We start from the raw sequence: 25,796 nt of genomic DNA on the forward strand, positions 1-25,796 counted from the left end.
ATTTTTTTACGGGTTAAATCATTAAGGATGAAAACCAATGCAACGTTGCGGATGGGTAAGCCAGGATCAGCTCTATATCGACTATCACGATAAAGAATGGGGCGTGCCGGAGACCGACGGTAAAAAGCTCTTTGAGATGATCTGCCTGGAAGGCCAGCAGGCGGGTTTATCGTGGATTACGGTGCTAAAAAAACGGGAAAACTATCGCAACGCCTTCCATCAGTTCGATCCCGTTGCGGTGGCCACCATGACTGAGGAAGACGTTGAACGGCTGGTGCTGGATGCCAGTATTATCCGGCATCGCGGGAAAATTCAGGCCATTATTGGCAACGCAAAAGCGTACCTGGCGATGGCCGAAAACGGCGAGCCTTTCTCCGATTTTGTCTGGTCGTTTGTCGACAACACGCCGCAGGTGACACAGGCCGCGACGATGGGTGAAATCCCGACCTCCACGTCCGCCTCCGATGCCCTGTCTAAGGCACTGAAAAAGCGTGGTTTCAAATTTGTTGGCACCACGATTTGCTACTCATTTATGCAGGCCTGCGGTCTGGTGAACGATCACATCACGGCCTGTTTTTGCCACCCAGGAGGCCAACATGATTCGCAAATGGCAAAGTGAAAACACTGCGCCGCTGCTCAGTTTATGGCTTGAAAGCACCACCGAGGCGCACCCGTTTATCGACGCGCAATACTGGATTGAGAGTGAACCGCTGGTACGCGACACCTATCTCCCCGGTGCAGAAACCTGGGTATGGGAAGAGGAAGGCGACGTGCGTGGGTTAATCAGCGTGATGGAGTCACAGTTTATCGGCGCGCTCTTTGTCGCCACCGCTCATGCGGGGAAAGGCATCGGCCACGCGCTGATCCACCACGTGCAGCAGCAGTACCCCTATCTCAGTCTCGAGGTTTACCAGAAAAACAGTCGGGCGGTGAATTTCTACCATGCTCAGGGTTTTCGCATTGAAGACAGCGCCTGGCAAGAAGAGACTCAACACCCGACGTGGATTATGAGCTGGCAGGCGGATCAAACGCCGTAAGCGTCAGCTCAGGGCCCTGATATTTCTCCACCCACGCCAGCGCCGTGTTCCCCGCGCACCCGTTCCCCAGCTTCGAGCTGGGGAGATCTTTGGTGAGCACGTTTACTGCGCCGTTTTTGCAAATCCCGCCTGCCGTGAGTTCCAGATCCGGCCACGCCCCCTGGTGGATACAGATCACGCCCGGTTTAATGCCCTCACTCACCACCGCCCCGGCCAGCACCTGCCCGCGAGCGTTCCAGACGCGCACCACATCGCCATTGGCAATTCCGCGCGCTTTCGCATCAAGGGTATGCAGCGTGATCGGCTCGCGTCCGGCCACGGCGTACTGTTCGCGCAGGGACGAATAGTTCAGTTGGCTGTGAAGACGGTGCGCCGGGTGCGCAGAGAGCACCTGCAACTGTGTTGGCTGCGCATTGCCGTGCCACTCATCCGGCTCCAGCCACATCGGGTGTGGTGGGCAGTCGGCATAGTTAAAGCTGGCGATACGTTGCGAGTAGATCTCAATTTTGCCGCTTTCGGTTTTCAGCGGATGAGATTGTGGGTCGCGGCGGAAGTCCGCGAAGCGAACAAACTGCGCGTTCTGCTCACTCTCCGGCATTTCGACGATCTCATTCGCTTCCCAGAACTGGGCAAACGGCGGCAATGTTACCCCCTGAGCGGCACCGCGCTGCGCGGCAATCTGATAAAACGTCTCCAGCCACTCGAGATCGGATTTCCCTTCGGTGAAACGCTCACGACCGCCCTCTTCCCAGCGTTCGCTCAGCTCCGCAAACACCTCAAAGTCATCCCGGGCTTCATCGCGCGGCGCAACGACGCGCTTCATCGGCACCATGTGCTGATTACTGTAGTCGCCGGTCATGGTGAGATCGTTACGCTCAAAGGAGGTGGTCGCTGGCAGAACGATATCGGCGTGTTTGGCTGCCGCCGTCCAGAAGCATTCGGAAATCACCACCAGCTCCGGCTTTTGCCAGGCGCGGATCAGTCGGTTGGTATCCTGATGATGGGTGAAGTTTGCGCCGCCCGCCCACCAGACAAAACGGATATCCGGGAAGTGGCGGTCCAGGCCGTTATGCTGGTAGAAACCACCAGGATTTTCCAGCGCTTCGACGATGCGCGCCACCGGGATTTTATCTACCGCATCAATCCCGTCCTGCACGGAACCCTGCATCGAGGCCAGAACCGCAGCGCGACGGGTCGGGTTTCCGCCGTTAGCAAAGTGATACGACAAACCAAAGCCACCGCCCGGCGTACCAATCTGGCCGAGCATCGCCGCCAGGGTCACCAGCATCCAGTGTTTCTGCTCGCCAAACTGCTGGCGCTGCATTCCCCACCCGGACATCAGCATAGTGGTATTTTCGTGGAACAGCGCCGCCAGTTCGCGGATTTTCGCCGCATCAATGCCGCAAATGTCCGCTGCCCACTCGGCGGTTTTGGCGATTCCGTCGGTTTTGCCCGTCAGGTAGTCAGCGAATTTGTCATACCCGGTTGTGCAGCGGGCGAGAAACGCCTGGTCGTGCCAGCCGTTTTCCACCAGCGTATGGGCGATACCCAGCATCATCGCGACGTCGGTCCCCATGTGCGGGGCCAGCCACTCGACGCTATCGCCGAAGAAATCGACGGTTTCGGAGCGCATCGGGTCAATACAAATCAGGCGTTTACCGCTTTTACGCAGCGCATCGAAATAGGGAATCCCCTGCTCATCGCTCGCGTTCCACGCGATTTTGAGCGTGTTGAGCGGGTTGGCGCTCCACAGCACCACCACATCCGTGTGCTCCAGCACCAGCGGCCAGCTGGTCTGCTGCTGATAAACTTCATTTCCGCCGACAACGTACGGCATGATCGCCTGCGCTGCGCCGGTTGAGTAGTCACCGAGATGCCCGGTGTATCCCCCCGCCAGGCTCATATAGCGCTGCAGGAGCGTCGCCGCTTTGTGCAGCACACCGTTCGAACGCCAGCCATAAGAACCCGCAAAAATAGACGCCGGGCCATGGGTTTCACGAATACGTTTGTGCTGCGTGTGGATCAACGCCAGCGCATCGTCCCAGCTCACCCGAACGAACTCATCCTGCCCGCGCGTACCCTGCGGATTATCCGGCGAGGCCAGAAAACCCTTACGCACCATCGGCCAGCGCACGCGGGTTTTGCTGTGCACCTGATCGCGCACCACAGTTTGTAACGAATTAGGGTGCTGCGTTGGCAGCGCCCCGCGCGAGGACAGGACATTCTCGCCATCGGTTTCAACCAGCATCGGGCCCCAGTGGGCGGCGGTCAGAATCGTTTTTATTGAAGTGGTCAAGCGTGCGCTCCTGGGTTTGTCTGTTGCAGGTATGACGGCCTTCTTTGAGGCTATTTAAGATTTGGACACAAATTTCAGAGTTAGCCCTGGAATTTTCTTCCTCTTAGGGCGTCATAATCAACCGCCACACGCTTCGTGGCAAAGAATAAAAAGGATTAAGGAAATAAGATGAATAAACGCGTACTTGTCATTGCGGCTCTGGTCAGTGGAGCACTGGCGGTTTCTGGCTGCACAACCAACCCTTACACCGGCGAACGTGAAGCGGGCAAATCCGGCATTGGCGCGGGTATTGGCTCATTGGTCGGCGCAGGCGTTGGCGCACTCTCTTCCTCGAAGAAAGATCGCGGCAAAGGCGCGCTGATCGGTGCTGCAGCGGGTGCCGCATTGGGCGGCGGCGTAGGATATTACATGGATGTGCAAGAAGCTAAACTGCGCGACAAAATGCAGGGAACGGGCGTGAGCGTGACGCGAAGTGGCGACAACATCATTCTGAACATGCCGAACAACGTGACCTTCGACAGCAGCAGCGCAACGCTGAAACCGGCGGGAGCCAACACGCTGACCGGCGTGGCAACGGTGCTCAAAGAGTACAGCAAAACAGCCGTTAACGTTATTGGCTACACCGACAGCACCGGGAGCCAGGACCTGAACATGCGTCTGTCTCAGCAGCGCGCGGATTCCGTCGCCAGCTCGCTGATCACTCAGGGCGTTGCCGCAAACCGCATCCGCACCAGCGGCATGGGCCCGGCGAATCCAATCGCCAGCAACAGCACGGCAGAAGGCAAAGCGCAGAACCGCCGCGTTGAGATCACATTAAGCCCCATTCAGTAATTGAAATGCCGGGTGGCGGCTGCGCCATCCGGCATGAAGCGCTTGCCATCGTTGATTTTCCCGCTAAGGTGTTCTCACTAATCTTAAGGGAATCAGCGATGAGCAAATCAGCACGGCCCACCATCAGCGACGTGGCGAAAGCCGCCAAAACCGGAAAAACCAGTATTTCGCGCTATCTTAATGGCGAGAAACATCTGCTTTCCGACGCGCTGCTGGCCCGTATTGAACAAGCCATCGCCGAACTGGATTACCGCCCAAGCCTGATGGCTCGCGGCCTGAAGCATGGTCGCACTCGCCTCATCGGTCTGATCATCGCCGACATCACCAACCCCTACTCCGTCAACGTGCTCAGTGGCATCGAAGCCGCGTGCCGCGAAAAGGGCTTCACCCCGCTGGTGTGTAACACCAACAACGAAGTGGACCAGGAGCTGCACTACCTCGATCTGCTGCGCAGCTACCAGGTCGAAGGCATCGTAGTTAATGCCGTGGGGATGCGCGAAGAGGGGCTTAACCGCCTGCAACAGTCGTCCCTGCCGATGGTGCTGATTGATCGCAAAATCCCGGAATTCGCCTGCGACGTGGTAGGGCTGGACAACACTCAGGCCGCCACAACGGCAACAGAGCACCTGATCGAGCAAGGTTTCGAAGCGATTTTGTTCATGAGCGAGCCGCTGGGCATGGTGAATACCCGTCGCGACCGTCTCAGCGCATTTCGCGCCACCCTGGCGCGTTATCCTGGCGTGATCGCCGAGAATGCCGAAATTCCGCTGCACGAAGCCGATCAAATGGATAATACCCTGCGCCAGTTCCATACCCGTCATCGCGGGATGCGCAAAGCGGTCATTTCCGCCAACGGCGCGCTCACGCTGCAGGTGGCCCGCTCCCTCAAACGTATTGGCCTGAACTGGGGCAGCGATATTGGCCTGCTCGGATTCGACGAACTCGAATGGGCCGAGCTGGCAGGCGTTGGCATTACCACTCTCAAACAGCCGACCTGGCAGATTGGCTACGCCGCCGTCGAGCAGGTGGTGCGCCGCATCGAAGGCATTACCGACACCGTGCGCGAGCAGGTCTTTTCCGGTGAGCTGATCGTACGCGGCTCGACGTCGCGTTAACCCCCCTTCGTGATGACGATCATAAATTCAACATCCTGACCTTTTCTTTGGAACCGGTTCCATCTAGCGTAATACCTATCAGCTATGAATGGGAGTCAGCCAATGGGCAGGAAAATCATCGTCGTCACCGCCGCGTATGGCGCAGATCACGTCCGTCAGGTGGGCGGCCAGCGGGCCATATTACCGGTCATTGCCGCCGGGGGAGCCGACGGCGTCGAGATCCGCCGGGAGCTGTTTAATGATGAGGAGCTACAGGCGTTGCCGACATTGGCTCAGTCTATCGAACTGCTCGGTTTGTTCGCCTGTTACTCCGCCCCCGCCGCGTTACTGATGCCAGACGGCACACTGAACCCGGATCTGCCGCGCTATCTCGCAGAAGCCAGCACCCTCAATGCCCTGTGGCTGAAAGTCTCGCTGGGGCATTTTCGCGATAAGCAGCCCCTTGAAGCCTTACGCGAACTGCTGCTGGAAAGCGGGATGACGCTGGTAGTGGAAAATGATCAGACCGACTGCGGGCAGCTTGCGCCAATGCAGCGTTTCAAGGCGGCCTGCCGGGTGATGGAACTGCCTGTCACCCTCACCTTCGATACCGGAAACTGGCTGTGGGTCGGCGAATCGCCGGAAGAAGCCGCGCGCCATCTGGCCCCGGCGGTGAGCTATATCCATGTCAAAGCGGCTGTCCCGCATCACCAACACTTCCGCGCTATTCCACCGGATAATGCCGATGCCCGCTGGATGGATCTGCTGAACCAGCTTCCGGCCGACGCCCCTCGCGGCATTGAATTCCCGCTGGAAGGGCCAGATTTAGCGGCGGTCACCCGCCATTACGTCAATCTGCTGCGTGAGGAGACACGCCATGTCTGATTCTTTGGATGTCATCACCATCGGTGAAGCCATGGCCATGTTTGTGGCCACGGAAACGGGCGAGCTGCGCTCGGTTGAACACTTTATCAAACGCGTTGCCGGCGCAGAGCTGAACGTAGCAACCGGCCTGGCGCGCCTGGGACTCAACGTTGGCTGGGTCAGCCGCGTGGGCGACGACAGTTTTGGCCATTTTGTGTTGGATTCGCTGAAAAAAGAGGGGATCGACGCGGCGGGCGTCACTCTCGACAACCGTTTCGCGACCGGCTTTCAGCTCAAATCTAAAGTCGAAAATGGAACCGATCCCATTGTGGAGTATTTCCGCAAAGGCTCTGCCGCCAGCCATCTTTCCACGCAAGATTTTCATCCTGCTTACTTTTCTTCAGCGCGGCACCTGCATTTGAGTGGCGTCGCAGCGGCGCTGTCGGCCAGCTCGTACGATCTGCTCGATCACGCGGCCAGTACCCTGAAAGCCCAGGGTAAGACGATCTCTTTCGATCCGAACCTACGCCCGGTGCTGTGGAAAAGCGAAGCCGAGATGGTTGAAAAGCTCAATCACCTGGCCTTCCAGGCAAACTGGGTTCTGCCCGGTCTGAAAGAGGGCATGATCCTCACCGGGCAGAAAACCCCGGAAGGTATCGCCGATTTTTATCTGGCGCACGGCGTGCAAGCCGTGGTGCTGAAAACTGGCGCTGACGGGGCCTGGTTCAAAACCGCCAGCGGCGAGAAAGGTGCTGTCGCTGCGGTGAAAGTCGATAACGTTGTCGACACCGTCGGCGCAGGAGATGGATTCGCAGTCGGGGTGATTAGCGCCCTGCTGGAAGGCAAAACGCTACAACAGGCCGTCGCACGCGGGAATAAGATCGGATCGCTGGCCATTCAGGTGCAAGGCGACAGCGAAGGATTGCCGACCCGCGCACAACTGTCCGAGTAACAATAATCAGCCACCGTGTACCCTACAGACAACGGCGGTATAAACCTCAACAACAGAGGCAAGCCCATGAACACATCGACCAATGCAGTTAAACGCTGGTGGTACATCATGCCTATCGTGTTTATCACGTACAGCCTGGCGTACCTTGATCGCGCGAACTTCAGCTTCGCGTCTGCCGCAGGGATCACCGAAGATTTGGGGATCACCAAAGGCGTCTCGTCCCTGTTAGGCGCCCTGTTCTTCCTTGGCTATTTCTTCTTCCAGATCCCTGGAGCGATTTACGCCGAGCGCCGCAGCGTGCGCAAACTGATCTTTGTCTGCCTGATTTTGTGGGGCGCCTGCGCATCCCTCACCGGGATGGTCAATAATATCCCGGCACTGGCCGCCATTCGTTTTATTCTCGGGGTCGTTGAAGCCGCCGTGATGCCTGCGATGCTGATTTACATCAGCAACTGGTTTACCAAATCTGAACGCTCACGCGCCAATACGTTCCTGATCCTCGGTAACCCGGTGACGGTCCTGTGGATGTCCGTGGTTTCGGGTTATCTGATTCAGTCATTCGGCTGGCGTCACATGTTCATCATCGAAGGATTCCCGGCGATCATCTGGGCATTCTGCTGGTGGGTGCTGGTGAAAGATAAACCGTCGCAGGCGACCTGGCTTTCCACCAGTGAAAAAGCCGCGCTGCAGGCCGAGCTGGATAAAGAACAGCAGGGGCTGAAAGCGGTGCGTAACTACGGTGAAGCTTTCCGTTCGCGCAACGTTATCCTGCTGTGTATGCAATATTTCGCATGGAGCATCGGGGTGTACGGTTTCGTGCTGTGGCTGCCGTCGATTATTCGCAGCGGCGGCGAAAACCTCGGCATGGTGGAAGTGGGCTGGCTGTCGTCGGTACCGTATCTGGCGGCAACGATTGCGATGATCGTGGTGTCGTGGGCCTCGGATAAGCTGCAAAACCGTAAATTATTCGTCTGGCCGCTGCTGTTGATTGCCGCTTTCGCCTTTATCGGTTCATGGGCGGTAGGCGCAAACCATTTCTGGGTCTCTTACACGCTGCTGGTGATCGCTGGTGCGGCCATGTACGCGCCATATGGTCCGTTCTTTGCCATCATCCCGGAAATGCTACCGCGTAACGTAGCCGGTGGCGCGATGGCGCTGATCAACAGCATGGGAGCGTTAGGTTCGTTCTTCGGCTCGTGGTTTGTTGGCTATCTCAACGGTGCCACCGGCAGCCCGGCAGCCTCGTACATATTTATGGGGGTGGCACTTTTCGCTTCTGTGTGGCTTACTTTGATTGTTAAGCCTGCTAATAATCAACAAATTCCTGCTGGCGCACGTCACGCCTGAACCTTTTATAATCAACGGAGATTAGCATGAAGCCGTCCGTCATTTTGTATAAAGCACTGCCCGACGATCTACACAAACGTCTTGAGGAACATTTCACCGTCACGCAGGTGAAAAACCTGAGCCAGGAGACCGTGGCGCAGCACGCGGAAGCCTTTGCCAGCGCGGAGGGGCTGCTGGGCTCAAGCGAAAAAGTGGATAGCGCATTGCTGGAGAAAATGCCGAAGCTTCGTGCGACTTCGACGATCTCTGTCGGCTACGACAACTTTGACGTCGAGGCGCTTAACGCACGCAATGTTCTGCTGATGCACACGCCAACCGCACTCACCGAGACGGTTGCGGATACGCTGATGGCGCTGGTGTTGAGCACCGCGCGTCGCGTTGTGGAAGTGGCTGAGCGCGTGAAAGCAGGCGAATGGACTAAAAGCATCGGTCCCGACTGGTTTGGTGTGGACGTTCACGGCAAAACGCTGGGGATTGTCGGCATGGGCCGGATCGGGCTGGCGCTGGCTCAGCGCGCGCATTTCGGCTTTAACATGCCGATTCTCTACAATGCACGCCGTCAGCATAAAGAAGCTGACGAGCGTTTCAATGGCCGTTACTGTGAGTTGGATACGCTGCTACAGGAAGCGGATTATGTCTGCCTGATCCTGCCGCTGACGGATGAGACACATCATCTGATCGGTAAAGCTGAGTTTAAGAAAATGAAAAAAACGGCCATTTTCATCAACGCAGGCCGTGGGCCAGTCGTGGATGAGAAAGCGTTGATTGAAGCCTTGCAACAGGGTGAGATCCACGCGGCGGGTCTGGATGTGTTCGAGCAGGAGCCGCTGCCGATCGATTCGCCGCTGCTGACATTGCCTAACGTGGTTGCGCTGCCGCATATCGGTTCGGCCACTCATGAGACGCGATACAATATGGCGTCCACGGCGGTGGATAACCTGATCGATGCGCTTAACGGGAAAGTTGAGAAGAACTGCGTGAACCCGCAGGTAAAATAATCACAAAGCCTGAAACGAAAAAAACCCGCCAGAGGCGGGTTTTTAAATTCTTGTGCTGCTGAGTTGGAAGCTTACAGGCTTACAACGTTACCAGCTGCTGGGCCTTTAGCGCCGCTTTCGATGGTGAAGGAAACTTTCTGACCTTCGTCCAAAGATTTGTAGCCTTCGTTCTGGATAGCAGAGAAGTGTACGAATACATCTTTAGAGCCATCGTCAGGAGTGATGAAGCCGAAGCCTTTATCAGCGTTGAACCATTTTACCAGACCAGTCATTTTACCAGACATAGAAATTACCTTTTTAAAATACGTTTTGCCTTCCGGCGCGATGATGGAATGTGTTACAGATTTTTAAGCGATGAAGGAAGGGTCACTACGAAGGTATCTTTGGATAACTCATCTGGACTACTTAACTAAACTGCTTTAGGTCTGTGTAACAAACCGACAGGAATAGTTATACCGATGTGGTAGATGAATGACAAGCATTATTTTTATCAGCTTGTAAAAAACCCCGCACCAGGCGGGGTTTTCTTTTATTCCGTCGCGGTGACTGCCGCGCTCCACGCCTGGCTAAAGGCCTGGTGCTGAGAGGCAAGCGGCCCAATCAGCGTGTTGTACTGGCTGGCTTGCTGAGACGTTGGGAACTGAATGCCGTTAGAGACAAAGCTCACCTGCGTCCCCTGCTGGGAGATAAAATCACCCACCTGTACCAGCTGCTGGCTAAAGATCTGCGCGGCTGGGATCAGCGGCTGCATCGCATCTGATGGTTTGGTGACAACTTTCTCGTACACCTGATCAAACACAGGTTTCAGATCTTCACCCTGTTTCAGCGCAGAACGCGCCGCATCAGCCTGCATTTTCGCATTCTGCAGCTGCTGGCTCAGCACGCCGAGCGCACCGTTAGACTGACGCAGCGGTTCACGCTGAGTCATATAGTCCTGTGGAACGCGGATTGCGTTAACGCTGTCCACAACCGGACGCAAACCGGAATCCATCGCCTGATTCACCTGCTGTGAATAACCATAAAGGATGGCGTAATCGGAAACGAAGGGACCAAACTGTTTTTTCTGATCCGCAGTCAGCGTCGGCAGATGCTCGCCACTGCGCATCACGGTATTTTGTAGAAAATCGATAAACGCTTTACGCTGATCGCCTTCTTTATCGAAACACCCACTCAGGCTAACTACCATCAACAACGCCGCAATAGGCGCAAACCAGCGAGAGCAGGACTTTCCTGTCGCCATTTTAATACTCCTTTCACCCAAAAAACGCACACCGGCACACGCGTGCCCGACGCTGATTAGGATAGTCCAGGTCAGGCCGTCAGGATACTCTTTTCATGCAAAACGGCTATTGCCGGTTTATTTCTTACGATTTACAAAAAAATACTGCGCAAAGCCTGTTTCGATTAATCAGGCAATTAGCGTCACGCTCTCTTTTGCTGAAACGAATAAGGCGATCGTTACCGCACGATTAATCACAGACGTGACAATCTTTTGCACTCTTTTGAGGCTATCCTTAATTGGCTCTCTGATGTTCACGATCCCGCTGTGTGATTTAAGAGGAGTTCTTAATGGAATCTAAAGATCCTATGCTTGAGCTGTTAAGCAGCCTGGAACAAATTGTTTTTAAAGATTTATCGCAGACCGTTACCCCGTCCCAAAAGACGAATCCCTTTACTGAATTTGAGCGATTACGCAAAGGGACAGGGTTAAAAATTGATGATTTCGCCCGAGAGATGGGCGTCAGTGTGGCCTTGGTCCATGAGTGGGAATCAAAACGTGTAAAACCCTCCACGACCGAGCTGAAACTGATGCGCATGATTCAGGTCGCTCGAACAGTCAGTACGCAGTAAGACGTTCATCTTATCGCCCCCGCAATTGCGGGGGTTTGTATTCTAGAGCCGTTCACAACGCCATCCTTTCTCATCCCACACCATCTCATGGGTCAGCTGGAGTCCATTAAGGAAAGCCTGATCGTGGGACACCACCAGCAGCGCACCGGGAAAACCGGCCAGCGCCGCTTCAATCGCCTGTACAGACGCCAAATCCAGATGGTTCGTCGGTTCATCCAGCAGTAGTAGTTGGGTAGCCTCTTCCCGCCACAGGACGCACGCCAACGCCGCTTTCAGACGTTCGCCGCCGCTCAGCTCCCTCAGCGGCAGGGAGACTTTATCCGCACCCAATTGAAGCTGCGCCAGACGACTGCGCAACACGCCCTCTTCCAGCGGCGTGTCATGCAGATTGAGATGCGTCATGACGGACTGTGTAAGATCCAGCTGCGACAGGTGCTGATCGAGATACGCACTTTGCACCGACACGCGGCAGGTTCCTGAAACAGCTTCCAGCTCACCGAGAATAATCTTCAATAATGTCGATTTCCCGCAGCCGTTCGGCCCGCGTAGCGCCACGCGCATCGGCCCGTCCATGCGCCAGTTAACAGGGGGCATGTTCACGTACGGAAGAACCAGCTCCTGCAGGACGATCGCCTGTTTGCCCTCGGCAATGCAACTGCCCGGCAGGGTAAACATCACCGGATTCTCTTCCTCCACCCGCTCACGCGCCTGTTTTACGGCAGTATTCAGGGCGTCAGTTTGTTCATGATGCTGCTTGCGCCACGTACCGGGCCGCTCCTTCGCCGCCATTTTATATTTAATCCGCTCAAAGGAGGCGATGTTCATGGAATCGACCGTGCGCAGCGTTTGCGCCGACCGCCGCTGGCTGGCGTCATGCTCTTTGTGCATACGGGCGCGGGTGCGTTTGCGCTCTGTGGCAGCATGGTCCAGCGCCGCACGCGCCGCCTGCTGTTCGGCATCCCGCTGGCGTTCATAGTCGTCGTAATTGCCGCCATAAACGTGCAGCCCGGTACCGCTAAGTTCCAGTATGCGCGGCACCTGCGCCAGTAATTCGCGATCGTGAGTCGCGACCATCACGCCGCAGCTACAACGCGCGAGCTGGGCGTAAAACCATTCACGCCCCTGCCTGTCGAGGTGGTTCGTCGGCTCATCAAGCAGCAGATAATCGGCATTAGCGGTAAAAGCCCCGCACAGCAAAGCCCGCACGCGTTCGCCGCCGCTAAGGGAAGAAGCGAGGTTTTCGGGATCGAAAGGAGGAAGATTGGCCGTGAGAAACGCCGCGGTTAACCGTTCAGCTAAGTCCCAGTAACCGTCGAGACGTTCCAGATCGTCCGGCTGATAGTCACCGCTGTCGATGCGTCGGCGGGCCGCGAAGATGTCGTCGTAGCCAAGCAGTTCGGCCAGGGTGGTCTGCGCAGAAATATCATGCTGCTGCGCGACGTAAACATGCGACCCGCGACGCTCGATATGACCACTTGTCGGTGAGTCCAGCCCGGCCAGCAGGCGTAACAGGCGTGTTTTGCCGCTGCCGTTACGCCCGACCAGCGCACATAGCGACGGTTCCAGCGCTAAATTCAGCGGACCAAAAAGGGTATCGCCCGTCGCAAACTGACAGGTGACCTGATGCAAAATAAAAGAGGGGGATTGCGCACAAAAATGAGCCATAAGCACTCCTGAATGAAATCAAAACATCCCCTGCCGACGCACAAGCGTTTAGCAAGGATCGAAATTCATCAGTCGTGATTGTTCATTTTTCGTTATGTGCTCCAGAAATGACGAAGGGTTCGTCGCGACAAAGGATAGCCGCATTCGGGCCAAGGTTTCAAGGTTAAAAGTTAGGCAGTGATTAACCGGTTTCTTCCGGAGTTAGAGATCCAGCCGAGTGGCAGCCTGCAACTGCAAGTAAGAGTGAAAGAAAGAACTGTTTGCTAAAGTTCATTTATTGCCATCCATGGTGTTAAACGTAAGTTTCCAGCCTCACCAGTTGCCATATGGGTAGGTTTTGTCTTTGATAAATTCCTGCGTCGTCTTCGAATACCGATACCCTTTTGAATGTTTGGTGATGCCTTTACAACCATCCAGTTTGTCGCCTGACAGCGTTGTGATTTTTTTAGGCTCTACCGGCAGGTTGTCTCCCCCGCCACTGTTTTGTAACCAGACTTTGACCTTCCCCTCGGGAGCCAGACCAAACAGGATGGTGTTGTACCAGGTCCTTTCTCCTAAGCGGTCTATCCCTGTAGATATCCTCATTTTTACCCTCATGAATGCTGGAAAAATAATACGCGTCTCATAGGTTTTTTTATCAATACTGGAATCCCAACAAAAAAGGATGGCTACAGGCGGATGACGCGCTTTGTTAAATTGCCCATGCCGACCGACCTTGTCATTCCATGTGCCGACGGTCAGGTAGCTATCCTGAGTACTGTCCAGCGTTCTGAATGAGTAGAGAATATTTTTATCATCGATAATGCCGACATATGTCACGAGGGCCGGAAGTGCTTTCGGCGTAAAAAATGCAAACTCCCACAGCCCATAAGGCATCTCACCGGTTTCTTCTGGGGTTATAGATCCAGCCGAGTGGCAGCCTGCAACTGCAAGTAAGAGTGAAAGGAGGAACCGTTTGCCAGATTTCATTTATTACCATCCATAGTGTTAAACGTGAGTTTCCAGCCTCACCAGTTACCGTAGGGGTAGGATTTGCCTTTAATGAAGTCTTTAGTTTCTTCAGGATATCCATCAGGGATTTCGTAGTCGAAATTCGCCAGAGTGCTCCCCTTGCATCCATCCAGTTTATCCCCAGAGAGGGTCGTGATTTTTTTAGGATCGACCGGCAGGTTGTCGCCCCCTCCGCTATTTTGCAACCAGACTTTGACCTTCCCCTCGGGAGCCAGACCAAACAGGATGGTGCTGTACCAGGCCTCTTTACCCAGCCAGTCCAGGCCCGTTGAGGTGTTCATTTGTTCCCTCATAGACGCCGGGAAAATAATATGCGTCTCGTAGGTTTTTTTATCGATAATCGAATCCCAGCAAAACAGCATGGCCACCGGTGGATGGCGTGCTTTGTTAAATTGCGCGAAATTCATGTAGCGGTTATCCCATTTCCTGATGCTTGAATAATCTCCATTAACTCGGTCAAGAGTCCTAAAGGAGTAAAGGACCTTTTTTTCATCAATAATGCCAACATACGTCACTCGTGCTGGAAGTGCTTTTGGTGTAAAAAACACAAATCCCCATAGCCCATAAGGCATTTCACCGGTTTCTTCAGGGGTTATAGATTCAGCCGAGTGGCAGCCTGCAACTGCAAGTAAGAGTGAAAGAAAGAACTGTTTGCTAAACATCCATGGTGTTAAACGTGAATTCACAGCCTCACCAGTTGCCATAAGGGTAGGTTTTGCCTTTGATAAATTCGGGTGTTTCACCAAAATACACATAACCATTTGGATGTTGGGTTATCCCCTTACAACCATCCAACTTATCGTCTGATAATGTGGTGATTTTTTTTGGCTCCACCTCGATGCTTCCATTACCCCCAACGGTATTTTGCAACCAGATCTTTACCTTTCCCCCGGGCGCAAGCCCAAACAATAGAGTGTCATACCAGGCTTTTTCGCCATAGCGATCAACTCCTGTCGAAACACTCATTCTGCTCCTAAGTGATTCAGGAAATATAATGCGCGTTTCATACGTTTTTTTATCGATTGTTGAGTCCCAGCAAAACAGCATAGCGACAGGGGGATGGCGGGCTTTGTTGAATTGTGCATGCCGTCTTACCTTATTACTCCATGTGCCAACTGTGACCCAGCTATCCTGAGTACTGTCCAGCGTTCTGAATGAGTAGAGAATATTTTTATCATCGATAATGCCGACATAAGTCACATCAGCGGGTAAAGCCTTGGGTGTAAAAAATGCAAATTCCCACATCCCATAAGGCATCTCACCGGTTTCTTCCGGAATTAGAGATCCAGCCGATTGGCAACCTGCAACAGCAAGAAAGAGTGAAAGAAAGAACCGTTTGCCAGATTTCATTTATTGCCATCCATGGAGTTAAACGTGAGTTCACAGCCTCACCAGTTGCCATAAGGGTAGGTTTTGCCCTTGATAAAGTCTTTTGTATCCGGATCATATCCCTCCGGAATTTTGTAAGACATATCAAGCCGACTTATCCCTTTACATCCCTCCAGTTTATCGCCTGACAGCGTTGTAATTTTTTTAGGTTCTACCGGCAGGTTGTCTCCCCCGCCACTGTTTTGCAACCAGACTTTGACCTTACCCTCTGGTGCCAGGCCAAAGAGAATAGTGTTGTACCAGGCCTTTTGTCCTAAACGGTCTATCCCTGTCGCAATGCCCATTTTTTCCCTCATGGACGCAGGGAAAATGATACGCGTCTCATAGGTTTTTTTATCAATAATCGAATCCCAGCAAAACAACATAGCCACAGGTGGATGACGAGCTTTATTAAATTGACCATGCCGTCCGACCTTATTATTCCATTTCCCAACGGTCAGGTAGCTATCCTGAGTACTGTCCAGCGTTCTGAATGAGTATAGGATGTTTTTATCATCAATAATGCCAACATAATTGACAAAAGCCGGAAGCGCTTTCGGTGTAAAAAACGCAAATTCCCACATTCCATAAGGCATTTCACCGGTATCTTCCGGGGTTATGGCTTCGGTCGAATGGCAACCTGCAACAGCAAGCAAGAGTAAAAAAAAGAACTGTTTGCCCATTTTCATTTTTTATTCCCATCCATGTCATAAGTTGTCCGTTTCCAGCTATCATCCGGGCGATTTACAAAACCAATTATCTGCGAGGGAGACATACCACCATAAATCTTCCTGTGTGAGTCGAGAGTAATGCTGTTCCAGTTTGCCGAGCAGTGGACAAACTCTTTTGCCAGAAGATCTATGTCAGACGAGGTTAAAAGTAATCCGTTACCTCCTTCACGAATGGCCTTTCCTGATTCAATCGCTTTTGTAAAAAGCGGGATAAGGGTAGAAGCAAAGCTCAACTCCTTATCTGATGTTTTAATTGGATCAAACACGACTCCCGCCTCCTGCGCCGCATCGAGCATGACCCGTAGCACCACTTTGGACCAGTCGTTCTTCACCAGCCTTTGCTTCATGGTCAGCGCCGCAAATGCCCGTTTTTGCATCCCCTCGATATGATGGGCTGGCATTCGCTCGTCTTCCCACACATCCGCGCTAATGTCGTTGGTGCGGATAAGCGGGGCCACTACTGCGGAAGCCTCAAGTACAGACAATTGTGCTACGGCATGACGGTACGCCCGCGACTTGTGAGGAGGTGTATTGAGTGGCACCGTTTCACCCTCGGGGCGTGTAAGGAAGATATTTTCGCGCACCACTGGCAAATAACCACCGCCAATATCGGAGTGAGCGCCGGGCAGCGCCAGTTCAGGCCAGGCGGGCTGGACACTGTTCAGCGCAAAGTTAAAGCGGCATTCGTTCTGTGCCGTGATATGAAACACTTTCTCCGCCACGCCAGGACGCAGCATGATATTGACCTCGCCGGTGTTCGCCGTGTGCGGGTTCAGGCCGTTCTGTGGCGTGCCGATGGCGGCGACTGTATCGAAAATGCCGATGAAACGCGTTTTCCCGGCTGGCGCACCGACATAATTGACCTCCCCCATTCCGTAGCGAATGGCATTGGCGATCACTCTGTCTTTATCCTGAATACGGTTGGCAAAATGGCGTGCGGCAGCAGCCCCACGGCTAAAACCAAAGATATCAAACCTCAGCTCTGTGACCTTAAGTGAAGGTAGGGAGACAACTTTTCCGATTTCGTCAAAAAACCTATTTATCGCCCCCGCAATCTGCTTCACCGCAAGGTCCGTCTTCGCAATCACCCCGGTATCCGCCACGCCTAAGGTCAGGCCAAGCATACTGTCCGGTTTGCCCGCTTCAGTACCAATCCCTTCCACATAAATTGCTGCCTGCACTTGCCCTGTATCAATGGGGATATCCGTTTTGTACAACGTATTTAACCAGTGAATATTTGTATAGCCCCCGATATAGCTGGTAGCGCTGGTACCTGAAATGCCCATCTTTTCCTCGGCAGTACGGGCCAGAATAATTTCAGCATCCGGATCGGAGAGTTCGAAATGGGCAGCGGTACAGGCAGCTAACATATTCTGCGTGTTCACGGCATTATTACCGGTTCCATCAAAAAAGACGCCCAGTGTCAAAATAATATGACGTATTTCTGGCTGCGGCTTTTCATTCGGCGGAAAAAGCTGTTTATAGTTATCCGGTAGGATCAGGTCACTGTATTCCGTGTTAGCGCTAAGATGTTTGCTGCGAATATATTCATAACTCACAGTGATATTTTCGCTATCGAGAACACCCGGATTTATAGAATGCATAATCCCCTGAACAGATGCCCCACGGAGTTCTATCTGATAGTATTTCTCCTGTCGCCCGTAGCGATTAGTGCGATAAAAATCGAAGATCAGCTGCAGCTTTTCATTCTCATTAATCGCTGTCGTCAGTAATGGCGTACTTTTATCTATCGGTTTAGTAAAGCGCAGGCCCGGGTGGTTCATGCCATATGCGGTGCTCGTCATACTGGAGGCAAGCTGGTAAACAAGAATTTCATCCCGATGCTGATACTGGTAGCGATTACCAATGGATTTTTCTGTTCCGCAGCCTGAAGATATTTCACCCTGACGTTCGCCTTTCATCCTTAAATAAACGGTATTACTCATATGTTGATGTCCTTATCTGGCAACATTCCCTGAGCCAATTAAATGAGCATCATTATATTACTCTTTCACACACTGAATAGTGTCTGACAGATCATATATTCTTTAAAAGAGAACACGTTCAGAAAATAAAAAACCCGCCTTTCAGCGGGTTTTTTATATCGATAACCGATTACTGCAGCAGCGAAATATCCGCCACGCGCAGGAACAGTTCACGCAGTTTTTCGAGCATCGAGAGGCGGTTAATACGCAGCTCTTTATCCTCAACGTTCACCATCACTTTTTCGAAGAAGGCATCGATCACGTCACGCAGTTCCGCCAGTTCCACCAGCGCTTCCTGGTAGCGGCCTTCCGCGAAGAACGGCTCCAGCTTGTCGCGCAATACCACAACCTGCATCGCCAGCGCGATCTCTTCTGGCTCTTTCAGGGTGGCGGCGTTGACACGTTCGGTGAGCTGTTCATCGGACTTCGCCAGAATATTGGAAACACGCTTGTTAGCCGCAGCCAGCGCAGACGCGGCTTCCAGCGTACGGAAGTGCGAAACCGCCTTCATGCGTGCATCAAAATCTGCCGGACGCGTTGGACGGCGTGCCAGAACGGCCTGAATGGTATCGACGGTGTAGCCTTCGTCCTGATACCAGGCGCGGAAACGGCCCAGCATAAAGTCGATAACGTCATCCACTACTTTGGCGTTGGTCAGCTTGTCGCCATACAGACGCACCGCTTCTTCAGTCAGCGTCTGCAGATCCAGATTCAGGTTCTTCTCAACGATGATACGCAGCACGCCGAGCGCCGCACGACGCAGTGCAAACGGGTCTTTGTCGCCTTTTGGATGCTGACCGATACCAAAGATCCCCGCAAGGGTATCCATTTTATCGGCAATCGCGACGGCACAGGCCACCGGATTAGACGGCAGTTCATCGCCCGCAAAGCGTGGCTGATACTGCTCATTCAGCGCAACCGCGACATCTTCCGCTTCGCCGTCGTGACGTGCGTAGTGCATGCCCATCACACCCTGGGTGTCGGTAAATTCGAACACCATGTTGGTCATCAGGTCGCACTTGGAGAGCAGGCCCGCGCGAGTCGCGTGGTTAACATCGGCACCGATTTCACGGGCGATCCAACCAGACAGCTCCGCGATACGATCGGTTTTGTCGCGCAGCGTGCCGAGCTGTTGCTGGAACAGAACGGTTTGCAGGCGCGGCAGGTGATCTTCCAGACGTTTTTTACGGTCGCTATTGAAGAAGAACTCAGCATCCGCCAGACGAGGACGAACCACTTTCTCGTTACCGGAGATAATCTGGCTCGGATCTTTCGACTCAATATTCGCCACAAAGATAAAGTTTGGCAGCAGTTTGCCGTCCGCCGCGTAAACCGGGAAGTACTTCTGGTCACCCTTCATGGTGTAAACCAGCGCTTCAGCCGGAACGGCGAGGAATTTCTCTTCGAACTTCGCCGTCAGGACCACTGGCCATTCCACCAGCGAGGTCACTTCTTCCAGCAGGCTTTCGCTTAGATCGGCATTGCCACCGATTTTGCGTGCCGCTTCTTCCGCATCTGCTTTGATTTTGGCTTTACGCTGCTCGTAATCGGCAATGACTTTGCCGCGTTCCAGCAGGATCTGCGGATACTGATCGGCGTGCTCGATGGTGAACTCAGGCTCGCCCATAAAGCGATGGCCACGGATCACGCGATCGGACTGAATACCCAGGATTGTCGCAGGGATCAGCTTGTCGCCCAGCAGCAGGGTCACGGTGTGAACCGGACGCACAAAGTGCACGTCGCTCGCGCCCCAGCGCATCAGTTTCGGGATTGGAAGTTTAGCCAGCGACGTGGCAATCATGTTTGGCAGCAGCGCTTCTGCGCTTTCGCCTTTCACATGGGCGCGATACAGCAGCCATTCACCTTTGTCGGTCGCCAGACGCTCAGCCTGGTCAACGGTGATACCGCAACCACGTGCCCAGCCTTCGGCGGCTTTGCTCGGTTTGCCTTCCGCGTCGAACGCCTGAGCAATGGCCGGGCCGCGTTTTTCGACTTCACGGTCTGGCTGGGAGGCTGCGAGATTTGCAACTTTCAGCGCCAGACGGCGTGGAGCCGCAAACCATTCGATTTTACCGTGCGCCAGGCCAGCGTTATCCAGCTCAGCCGTGACATTTGCAGCGAAGGATTCCGCCAGGCTGCGCAGGGCTTTTGGTGGCAGCTCTTCAGTGCCGATTTCCACCAGGAAAGTATTCTCAGACATGGCCGCCTCTTATTTATTTCGATTGCACATCGGGAAGCCAAGGGCTTCACGGGACGCGTAGTAAGCTTCTGCAACGGCTTTGGTCAGCGTGCGAATGCGCAAAATATAGCGCTGACGTTCAGTCACGGAGATGGCTTTACGGGCGTCGAGCAGGTTAAAGCTATGGGCGGCCTTCAGAATACGCTCGTAGGCTGGCAGCGGCAGCGGAGTTTCCAGCGCCAGCAGCTGCTGCGCTTCTTTCTCGTACTGCTCGAAGCAGGTGAACAGGAAGTCCACATCCGCGTATTCGAAGTTATAGGTGGATTGCTCCACTTCGTTCTGATGAAACACGTCGCCATAGGTGGTTTTACCCAGCGGGCCGTCGCTCCAGACCAGGTCGTAAACGCTGTCTACGCCCTGAATGTACATGGCCAGACGTTCCAGACCGTAGGTGATCTCACCGGTGATTGGCTTACACTCAAGACCGCCAACCTGCTGGAAGTAAGTGAACTGCGTCACTTCCATGCCGTTCAGCCATACTTCCCAGCCCAGACCCCAGGCACCCAGCGTTGGGTTTTCCCAGTTATCTTCCACGAAGCGAATGTCATGAATGGTTGGATCCACGCCCAGCTCTTTCAGGGAACCGAGGTACAGCTCCTGGATATTATCCGGAGAAGGCTTAATCACCACCTGGAACTGGTAATAGTGCTGTAAGCGGTTCGGGTTTTCGCCATAGCGGCCATCGGTCGGACGACGGGATGGTTGCACATACGCGGTTGCCATAGGTTCAGGCCCCAGCGCACGCAGGCTAGTCATCGGGTGTGAAGTGCCGGCGCCAACTTCCATGTCCAAAGGTTGAACAATGGTGCAGCCCTGACGAGCCCAGTAATCCTGTAACGTCAGGATCAGGCCCTGGAAGGTCTTGGTATCAAACTTTTGCATAGTATTTCGTGCTGGATACGTGTGGTTTTAAATGGAAGGGATCAGTATACCCGCTGACTGCAAGATATACAGTACGAAACGGGTTTGTTTAGGGAAAATTGGGGAAATAAGGCGCTTAGCGCATTGAGAGATGCAAAAACTGCCCGTCTGCGTCAAAAGAGCAGACAAAGCCCTCTTTACGTGCCGTAGACCCGCGCATCTCATAGCTGCCCTGAAATTGCTCAAAGCCTGTCACATCAATTTTCTGAGTGCCGGTATTATAGCGATGGGCGGCCTGATCCTTACACAGCTGCTCCATATTTAACGAACGTTCCGGGCTGACTTTGCTTTTCTGCGCCCGCTGTACCGGAGCGTCTTCCTGTGAGCTGCACCCTGCAAGTAAAACCAGCAGAATCAGTGACGCAGCGCGCGTGATCATCATTTTTATTACCGCCCTATTTTCTGGCTGTTATTTTTAGTATTAAAACTTTATAGATTATGGCCCGGCATTCTGCGAATCTCGCGACTTTCGTTCAAGCGCGCCCAGGCAAACTCAGAATTATCCAGTGAGAGGCTAGCACACAATGACAGTCAGACCGTATTTACCACCAAAACAGAGGAACTGATGCAGTCAAAAATTAGCTGGATTGATAATTTGCGAGGGATAGCCTGTTTGATGGTCGTGATGATTCATACCACGACCTGGTACATCACCAATGCCCACAGCATCAGCCCTATGAACTGGGATATCGCCAATATCCTCAACTCGGCATCGCGCGTCAGCGTCCCGCTGTTTTTCATGATTTCCGGTTATCTGTTTTTCGGTGAGCGCAGCGCACAACCGCGCCATTTCCTGCGCATTGGCCTGTGCCTGCTGTTTTACAGCGCCGTGGCGTTGCTTTATATCAGCCTGTTTACGTCGATAAACGCCGAACTGTCGCTGAAGAATTTGCTGCAAAAACCTGTTTTCTACCATCTGTGGTTTTTCTTCGCCATCATCGTAATTTATCTGGTCTCCCCGCTGATTCAGGTCAAAAACGTCGGCGGGAAGATGCTACTGGCGCTGATGGTGGTGATTGGACTGCTCGCCAACCCTAATACCGTCTCGCAGAAAATAGGCGGCTTCGAATGGCTGCCGATCAATCTCTATATTAACGGCGACACGTTTTACTACGTGATTTATGGAATGCTCGGGCGGGCAATCGGAATGCTGGATACGCGCAAGCCCTGGCTGACGTGGCTTTGCGCCGCGCTATTCATCGGGGCGGTGTTTGTGATCTCACGCGGAACCCTCTATGAGCTGCGCTGGCGCGGGAATTTTGCCGACACCTGGTATGTGTACTGCGGCCCGATGGTCTTTATCTGCGCCGTTTCGCTGCTGACGCTGGTCAAAAACACCCTGAACGCGCGCCCGCTTCCGGTACTGGGGCTGATTTCACGCCACTCCCTCGGGATTTATGGCTTTCACGCACTGGTGATCCACGCCCTGCGCACGCGGGGACTTGAGCTGAAAAGCTGGCCGTTGCTGGATATCGTCTGGATTTTCGCCGCGACGTTGCTCATCAGCCTACTGCTATCGATGCTACTGCAGCGCGTGGACACGCGCCGGTTTGTCAGCTGATTGCACGCTGCTTTGCCCGGTGAAACTGGCGTGGAGACGAAAACCCTGCGGCGATGGACGCCTGCTCCACGCCGCGCCCCTGCAACAGCCACTGCTGTGCAATCGCCAGCCGCAGCTGCTCCAGATAATCGCGCACGCTAATCCCCAGATGTTCCTGAAAAAGACGTGTTAAATGACGGGGGCTGACATGCGCCAGAGCCGCAATATCGGCCAGTTGCCAGCCTTTTTGCGGTTCGGCGGTCAGCGCATCCTGCGCGCGATGGATGGCCGGGTGCAGATGATTGCGATAACGCAACCACGGCGAGAGCTGCGGATCGTCGCCCGAACGTCGGAACCACACCACCATTTCTCGGGCTACAGCCAGCGCCTTTTCCGGCCCACACAGGCGGCTCATCAGGTGCAGAGCGAGATCAATCCCTGAGGTGATCCCGGCACTGGTCCAGATGTTACCGTCCTGCACAAAAATACGATTCTCTTTGATTAGCGCACCGGGGGCCGCGTCGCGAAGACGCCCGATAACATCGTGATGCGTTGTGCACTGCTTGCCATTGAGTAAACCCGACTTCGCTGCCAGCAGTGCTCCGGAGCAAACGCACATAACGGTGATGGCCTGACGGTGAATCTCGGGCTGCAGGCGCATCAGCCAGTGCTGAACGCTCTGTGCCTGAGGCGTCGAAAACTGATGGCGCGAATCGCTCACGCCCGGCAAAACCAGCAAACTTCCTTCGGGCAGCGTCTCGGGAAGAGGCGCAATTCCGCCCATCGTCAGGCCAATCGAAGTGGGGACCTCCGGCTGCGGGCCGATGTAATGCAGGCGAAACGCATCGCCTGCCAGCACAAAGGTTTCTGCCGGGCCGGACATATCCAGCGCGAGTACTCCCGGCAACATCACAAACCAGACGTCGATACTCATCAGAGCGACTCCAGCGTCTCCGCCACAGTTTTAATTTCTGCAAAACGCCCGGCCAGTACCGTTTCGGTACGATGGCGTAGCTCGTGGGTATCGAGCGTGATGCCCTTCCAGGTCATCGGGAAGGTCAGCGTCGCTTCAGTGACGAAGGTCACCGCATAGCCCAAATCCGAGGCCACTCGCGCGGTGGTTTCGCAGCACTGTTCCGTACGCAGACCACAGATGATCAGACGATTAATATCCCGTTCGCGCAACCAGTGGTCAAGGCCCGTATCGGTGAAGGCATTATGCACATGCTTCTGGAAAACGACCGCAGGCTGATGACGTAAAAAGGACATCGGAGTGACATAACCGCTTTGCAGTGAGAACGGCCCGGCATCGTCGACATGAAAGATATCCACAACGGGGATATCGCGCGATTCACAGGCTTCAATCAGCCCCAGCATGGCCTGTTGAAATGCCTCAAAACCCTCTTCCTGCCAGTATTCACGGTGATGGAACGACTGCTGAGTATCGATATTGATTAATGCGGTGCGCGACATGGTGATTCTCCTCGCCAGTGGGTATAACCCTATACTGACGAGGAGACGGCTCCACGAGAAGACCAAAAAAGGACATCCTCATGTTCCATTGGGACAACGTCGCCTTACGACATTAACGGCAAGAGCTGCTGATAGATTTTGCGGAACACTTCGCGCCGTTCGGCGTAGCGGGTATGACGCGCCGCATCCGGCTTATGTTCCTGCTCAAGCATGAGCTGCGGAAGTAGCTGCGAAAGCGGTTGGTCCGGGTTCAGCGCAATCTGCGCCAGACGGGCTGCGCCCAGTGCAGGCCCTACGTCGCCGCCCGTGCGGTAATCAAGCTGCAAGCCGCTAATATCTGCCAGCATCTGCCGCCAGTAGCTACTTCTCGCGCCTCCGCCGATGAGGGTAATGCTGGTCGGTTTTAGCCCGCAGTCGTGAACCACATCCATCCCTTCTGCCAGCGCATAGCCAACGCCCTCCAGCACCGCACGCGCCAGCTCGGCTGGGCCATGTTGATGCGTAAGACCGAAGAACACGCCTTTAGCCTCTGGGTTGTTGTGCGGTGTGCGCTCACCGGAAAGATAGGGTAAAAACCACACGGCACCGGCATCCTCATTGGCCTGTTGGGCCGCCGCGATTAGCGCCGGAACGTCCTTAAGACCCGTTAAATTTGCCGCCCAGTCAAGGCATGACGCGGCGCTGAGCATCACCGACATCAGATGCCATTTCCCCGGCAACGCATGGCAGAAACTGTGTACGGCGCTTTCCGGATTGCTGCGATACCCGTCGCTGACGGCAAAATAGACGCCCGAGGTGCCTAACGACAGCATTGCCTGCCCGGCATCCACCATTCCCACGCCCACCGCCCCCGCCGCATTGTCGCCACCGCCCGCCACTACCGGCACGGCAGGCATATTCCAGCTTTCCGCAATCGACGGATTCAGCACGCCGGTGATTTCACTGCCTTCGAAGAGCGCAGGCATGTGATCGCGTTTCAGCTGGCAGGCATCCAGCATCGCCTCGCTCCAGTCGCGTTTAGCGACATCGAGCCACATCGTCCCTGCGGCGTCCGACATGTCGCTGGCGAAATCACCCGTCATGCGAAAACGCAGATAATCTTTTGGCAGCAAGACCTTCGCCACCTGCTTAAAAACGTCCGGCTCATGACGCTGGACCCACAGCAGCTTCGGAGCCGTAAAGCCTGGCATCATCAGGTTACCGGTAATTTGCCGTGACGTCGGCACCCGTTCTTCGAGGATGGCACACTCTTCGGCGCAGCGGCCGTCATTCCACAAAATCGCCGGGCGCAGCACACGGTGCGCGCTATCCAGCAGCGTGGCGCCGTGCATCTGCCCGGCAATCCCCAGCGCTTTTACCTCACGCAGACTGTGCAGTTCGCCCAGCGCTTTAATCACGCGATCCGTCGCCTGCCACCACTGTTCGGGGTCTTGTTCTGACCATAGGGGATGTGGGCGCGAAACATGCAGCTTCTCAGTGTGTGAGGCCAGCACGTCGCCCTGCTCGTTTAACAGGATGGCTTTCACACCCGATGTGCCAAGATCAATCCCGATATACATTGCGGTGACTCCTTTAACAGAAACGCCCGGTGGC

At 54.4% G+C, this 25,796-nt stretch carries 25 protein-coding genes; 10 read left to right on the top strand and 15 right to left on the bottom strand.

The window, feature by feature from the left end; all coding sequences use genetic code 11:
* Positions 1-37 precede the first annotated feature (37 nt).
* Entirely contained in the window at positions 38-619 is a 582-nt protein-coding gene (gene tag / locus DAI21_RS03435) for a DNA-3-methyladenine glycosylase I (protein ID WP_107702488.1), read from the top strand.
* Positions 597-1,037, top strand: a complete 441-nt coding sequence (locus DAI21_RS03440; RefSeq protein WP_107702489.1) for an N-acetyltransferase — start codon at positions 597-599, stop codon at positions 1,035-1,037. Before tag ends, DAI21_RS03440 begins: the two co-directional genes overlap by 23 nt.
* Here the strand turns inward: DAI21_RS03440 and DAI21_RS03445 are convergent.
* Positions 1,006-3,285, bottom strand: a complete 2,280-nt coding sequence (locus tag DAI21_RS03445) for a molybdopterin guanine dinucleotide-containing S/N-oxide reductase (protein ID WP_233210365.1) — start codon at positions 3,283-3,285, stop codon at positions 1,006-1,008. The two genes, DAI21_RS03440 and DAI21_RS03445, sit on opposite strands and share 32 nt — an antisense overlap.
* A gap of 216 nt (positions 3,286-3,501) precedes the next feature.
* Between DAI21_RS03445 and DAI21_RS03450 the strand changes: the two genes are divergently transcribed.
* From DAI21_RS03450 to ghrB, 6 genes are all read left to right on the top strand, one after another.
* Positions 3,502-4,164 carry an OmpA family lipoprotein gene (locus DAI21_RS03450; RefSeq protein WP_100778124.1) on the top strand — a complete coding sequence of 221 codons (663 nt, stop codon included), beginning with the start codon at positions 3,502-3,504 and terminating at the stop codon, positions 4,162-4,164.
* A gap of 98 nt (positions 4,165-4,262) precedes the next feature.
* The gene (locus DAI21_RS03455; protein ID WP_107702490.1) at positions 4,263-5,279 is read left to right on the top strand and encodes a LacI family DNA-binding transcriptional regulator; all 1,017 of its coding nucleotides are present in this window, start codon (positions 4,263-4,265) and stop codon (positions 5,277-5,279) included.
* A 102-nt stretch (positions 5,280-5,381) separates the two neighbouring features.
* Complete coding sequence (locus tag DAI21_RS03460) at positions 5,382-6,143, top strand: sugar phosphate isomerase/epimerase (protein WP_107702491.1); 762 nt, start codon at positions 5,382-5,384, stop codon at positions 6,141-6,143.
* A complete protein-coding gene (locus DAI21_RS03465) occupies positions 6,136-7,074 on the top strand; it encodes a sugar kinase (protein ID WP_107702492.1) in 939 nt (312 codons plus the stop codon). The genes DAI21_RS03460 and DAI21_RS03465 overlap by 8 nt, the downstream gene beginning before the upstream one ends.
* A 66-nt stretch (positions 7,075-7,140) precedes the next feature.
* Positions 7,141-8,421: an MFS transporter gene (locus DAI21_RS03470; RefSeq protein ID WP_100778128.1), complete on the top strand. Its 1,281-nt coding sequence runs from the start codon at positions 7,141-7,143 to the stop codon at positions 8,419-8,421.
* A 26-nt stretch (positions 8,422-8,447) separates the two neighbouring features.
* Entirely contained in the window at positions 8,448-9,419 is a 972-nt protein-coding gene (gene ghrB, locus DAI21_RS03475) for a glyoxylate/hydroxypyruvate reductase GhrB (RefSeq protein WP_107702493.1), read from the top strand.
* Between the two features lie 71 nt (positions 9,420-9,490).
* On the opposite strand, the gene cspA is transcribed toward ghrB, so the two are convergent.
* Both cspA and DAI21_RS03485 read right to left on the bottom strand, forming a co-directional pair.
* Entirely contained in the window at positions 9,491-9,703 is a 213-nt protein-coding gene (gene cspA / locus DAI21_RS03480) for an RNA chaperone/antiterminator CspA (RefSeq protein WP_006177792.1), read from the bottom strand.
* Between the two features lie 245 nt (positions 9,704-9,948).
* On the bottom strand, positions 9,949-10,659 hold the full coding sequence (locus DAI21_RS03485) for a DUF3053 domain-containing protein (RefSeq protein WP_100778130.1): 711 nt from the start codon (positions 10,657-10,659) through the stop codon (positions 9,949-9,951).
* A 329-nt stretch (positions 10,660-10,988) separates the two neighbouring features.
* Here DAI21_RS03485 and DAI21_RS03490 point away from each other — a divergent pair, with 329 nt between their 5' ends.
* A complete protein-coding gene (locus DAI21_RS03490) occupies positions 10,989-11,270 on the top strand; it encodes an HTH-type transcriptional regulator (RefSeq protein ID WP_100778131.1) in 282 nt (93 codons plus the stop codon).
* 42 nt (positions 11,271-11,312) lie between these two features.
* Here the strand turns inward: DAI21_RS03490 and DAI21_RS03495 are convergent, their stop codons facing one another.
* The 9 genes from DAI21_RS03495 to DAI21_RS03535 form a co-directional block, all read right to left on the bottom strand.
* The gene (locus DAI21_RS03495) at positions 11,313-12,935 is read right to left on the bottom strand and encodes an ABC-F family ATP-binding cassette domain-containing protein (protein ID WP_107702494.1); all 1,623 of its coding nucleotides are present in this window, start codon (positions 12,933-12,935) and stop codon (positions 11,313-11,315) included.
* Positions 12,936-13,247: 312 nt separating this feature from the next.
* Positions 13,248-13,904: a DUF2931 family protein gene (locus DAI21_RS03500; RefSeq protein ID WP_107702495.1), complete on the bottom strand. Its 657-nt coding sequence runs from the start codon at positions 13,902-13,904 to the stop codon at positions 13,248-13,250.
* A 38-nt stretch (positions 13,905-13,942) separates the two neighbouring features.
* The gene (locus DAI21_RS03505; RefSeq protein WP_107704212.1) at positions 13,943-14,608 is read right to left on the bottom strand and encodes a DUF2931 family protein; all 666 of its coding nucleotides are present in this window, start codon (positions 14,606-14,608) and stop codon (positions 13,943-13,945) included.
* A gap of 28 nt (positions 14,609-14,636) precedes the next feature.
* Positions 14,637-15,296: a DUF2931 family protein gene (locus tag DAI21_RS03510; protein WP_107702496.1), complete on the bottom strand. Its 660-nt coding sequence runs from the start codon at positions 15,294-15,296 to the stop codon at positions 14,637-14,639.
* 38 nt (positions 15,297-15,334) lie between these two features.
* The gene (locus DAI21_RS03515) at positions 15,335-16,003 is read right to left on the bottom strand and encodes a DUF2931 family protein (protein WP_234419515.1); all 669 of its coding nucleotides are present in this window, start codon (positions 16,001-16,003) and stop codon (positions 15,335-15,337) included.
* Positions 16,000-17,991, bottom strand: coding sequence for a type VI secretion system tube protein TssD (tssD, locus tag DAI21_RS03520; protein ID WP_107702497.1), 1,992 nt, complete (start codon positions 17,989-17,991; stop codon positions 16,000-16,002). The genes DAI21_RS03515 and tssD overlap by 4 nt, the downstream gene beginning before the upstream one ends.
* 169 nt (positions 17,992-18,160) lie before the next feature.
* Positions 18,161-20,230, bottom strand: a complete 2,070-nt coding sequence (glyS, locus tag DAI21_RS03525; protein WP_107702498.1) for a glycine--tRNA ligase subunit beta — start codon at positions 20,228-20,230, stop codon at positions 18,161-18,163.
* A 9-nt stretch (positions 20,231-20,239) separates the two neighbouring features.
* A complete protein-coding gene (gene glyQ / locus DAI21_RS03530) occupies positions 20,240-21,151 on the bottom strand; it encodes a glycine--tRNA ligase subunit alpha (RefSeq protein WP_011915428.1) in 912 nt (303 codons plus the stop codon).
* Positions 21,152-21,266: 115 nt separating this feature from the next.
* Positions 21,267-21,572, bottom strand: coding sequence for a YsaB family lipoprotein (locus DAI21_RS03535; protein ID WP_100778137.1), 306 nt, complete (start codon positions 21,570-21,572; stop codon positions 21,267-21,269).
* A gap of 183 nt (positions 21,573-21,755) precedes the next feature.
* On the opposite strand from DAI21_RS03535, the gene DAI21_RS03540 reads away from it, so the two are divergent.
* Complete coding sequence (locus tag DAI21_RS03540; RefSeq protein ID WP_107702499.1) at positions 21,756-22,751, top strand: acyltransferase; 996 nt, start codon at positions 21,756-21,758, stop codon at positions 22,749-22,751.
* On the opposite strand, the gene DAI21_RS03545 is transcribed toward DAI21_RS03540, so the two are convergent.
* From DAI21_RS03545 to xylB, 3 genes are all read right to left on the bottom strand, one after another.
* Entirely contained in the window at positions 22,744-23,664 is a 921-nt protein-coding gene (locus tag DAI21_RS03545) for a GlxA family transcriptional regulator (protein ID WP_107702500.1), read from the bottom strand. The two genes, DAI21_RS03540 and DAI21_RS03545, sit on opposite strands and share 8 nt — an antisense overlap.
* Positions 23,664-24,203, bottom strand: a complete 540-nt coding sequence (locus DAI21_RS03550; protein WP_107702501.1) for a cysteine hydrolase family protein — start codon at positions 24,201-24,203, stop codon at positions 23,664-23,666. Before DAI21_RS03550 ends, DAI21_RS03545 begins: the two co-directional genes overlap by 1 nt.
* Before the next feature lie 104 nt (positions 24,204-24,307).
* Positions 24,308-25,762: a xylulokinase gene (gene xylB, locus DAI21_RS03555; protein WP_107702502.1), complete on the bottom strand. Its 1,455-nt coding sequence runs from the start codon at positions 25,760-25,762 to the stop codon at positions 24,308-24,310.
* Positions 25,763-25,796: the final 34 nt, after the last annotated feature.

This window comes from Lelliottia sp. WB101 (genome assembly GCF_003051885.1).
In the GTDB taxonomy this organism is placed as follows: domain Bacteria; phylum Pseudomonadota; class Gammaproteobacteria; order Enterobacterales; family Enterobacteriaceae; genus Enterobacter; species Enterobacter nimipressuralis.

Excerpts from the sequence above, each read along its gene's own strand:
- DAI21_RS03465 (WP_107702492.1), top strand. The coding sequence starts at position 6,136 with ATGTCTGATTCTTTGGATGTCATCACCATCGGTGAAGCCATGGCCATG.
- DAI21_RS03500 (WP_107702495.1), bottom strand. The coding sequence starts at position 13,904 with ATGAAATCTGGCAAACGGTTCCTCCTTTCACTCTTACTTGCAGTTGCA.
- glyQ (WP_011915428.1), bottom strand. The coding sequence starts at position 21,151 with ATGCAAAAGTTTGATACCAAGACCTTCCAGGGCCTGATCCTGACGTTA.
- tssD (WP_107702497.1), bottom strand. The coding sequence starts at position 17,991 with ATGAGTAATACCGTTTATTTAAGGATGAAAGGCGAACGTCAGGGTGAA.
- xylB (WP_107702502.1), bottom strand. The coding sequence starts at position 25,762 with ATGTATATCGGGATTGATCTTGGCACATCGGGTGTGAAAGCCATCCTG.
- DAI21_RS03485 (WP_100778130.1), bottom strand. The coding sequence starts at position 10,659 with ATGGCGACAGGAAAGTCCTGCTCTCGCTGGTTTGCGCCTATTGCGGCG.
- DAI21_RS03440 (WP_107702489.1), top strand. The coding sequence starts at position 597 with ATGATTCGCAAATGGCAAAGTGAAAACACTGCGCCGCTGCTCAGTTTA.
- tag (WP_107702488.1), top strand. The coding sequence starts at position 38 with ATGCAACGTTGCGGATGGGTAAGCCAGGATCAGCTCTATATCGACTAT.
- DAI21_RS03545 (WP_107702500.1), bottom strand. The coding sequence starts at position 23,664 with ATGAGTATCGACGTCTGGTTTGTGATGTTGCCGGGAGTACTCGCGCTG.
- DAI21_RS03460 (WP_107702491.1), top strand. The coding sequence starts at position 5,382 with ATGGGCAGGAAAATCATCGTCGTCACCGCCGCGTATGGCGCAGATCAC.
- cspA (WP_006177792.1), bottom strand. The coding sequence starts at position 9,703 with ATGTCTGGTAAAATGACTGGTCTGGTAAAATGGTTCAACGCTGATAAA.
- DAI21_RS03450 (WP_100778124.1), top strand. The coding sequence starts at position 3,502 with ATGAATAAACGCGTACTTGTCATTGCGGCTCTGGTCAGTGGAGCACTG.
- DAI21_RS03505 (WP_107704212.1), bottom strand. The coding sequence starts at position 14,608 with ATGTTTAGCAAACAGTTCTTTCTTTCACTCTTACTTGCAGTTGCAGGC.
- DAI21_RS03515 (WP_234419515.1), bottom strand. The coding sequence starts at position 16,003 with ATGAAAATGGGCAAACAGTTCTTTTTTTTACTCTTGCTTGCTGTTGCA.
- DAI21_RS03495 (WP_107702494.1), bottom strand. The coding sequence starts at position 12,935 with ATGGCTCATTTTTGTGCGCAATCCCCCTCTTTTATTTTGCATCAGGTC.
- ghrB (WP_107702493.1), top strand. The coding sequence starts at position 8,448 with ATGAAGCCGTCCGTCATTTTGTATAAAGCACTGCCCGACGATCTACAC.
- DAI21_RS03540 (WP_107702499.1), top strand. The coding sequence starts at position 21,756 with ATGCAGTCAAAAATTAGCTGGATTGATAATTTGCGAGGGATAGCCTGT.
- DAI21_RS03445 (WP_233210365.1), bottom strand. The coding sequence starts at position 3,285 with ATGCTGGTTGAAACCGATGGCGAGAATGTCCTGTCCTCGCGCGGGGCG.
- DAI21_RS03470 (WP_100778128.1), top strand. The coding sequence starts at position 7,141 with ATGAACACATCGACCAATGCAGTTAAACGCTGGTGGTACATCATGCCT.
- DAI21_RS03455 (WP_107702490.1), top strand. The coding sequence starts at position 4,263 with ATGAGCAAATCAGCACGGCCCACCATCAGCGACGTGGCGAAAGCCGCC.
- glyS (WP_107702498.1), bottom strand. The coding sequence starts at position 20,230 with ATGTCTGAGAATACTTTCCTGGTGGAAATCGGCACTGAAGAGCTGCCA.
- DAI21_RS03535 (WP_100778137.1), bottom strand. The coding sequence starts at position 21,572 with ATGATGATCACGCGCGCTGCGTCACTGATTCTGCTGGTTTTACTTGCA.
- DAI21_RS03510 (WP_107702496.1), bottom strand. The coding sequence starts at position 15,296 with ATGAAATCTGGCAAACGGTTCTTTCTTTCACTCTTTCTTGCTGTTGCA.
- DAI21_RS03550 (WP_107702501.1), bottom strand. The coding sequence starts at position 24,203 with ATGTCGCGCACCGCATTAATCAATATCGATACTCAGCAGTCGTTCCAT.
- DAI21_RS03490 (WP_100778131.1), top strand. The coding sequence starts at position 10,989 with ATGGAATCTAAAGATCCTATGCTTGAGCTGTTAAGCAGCCTGGAACAA.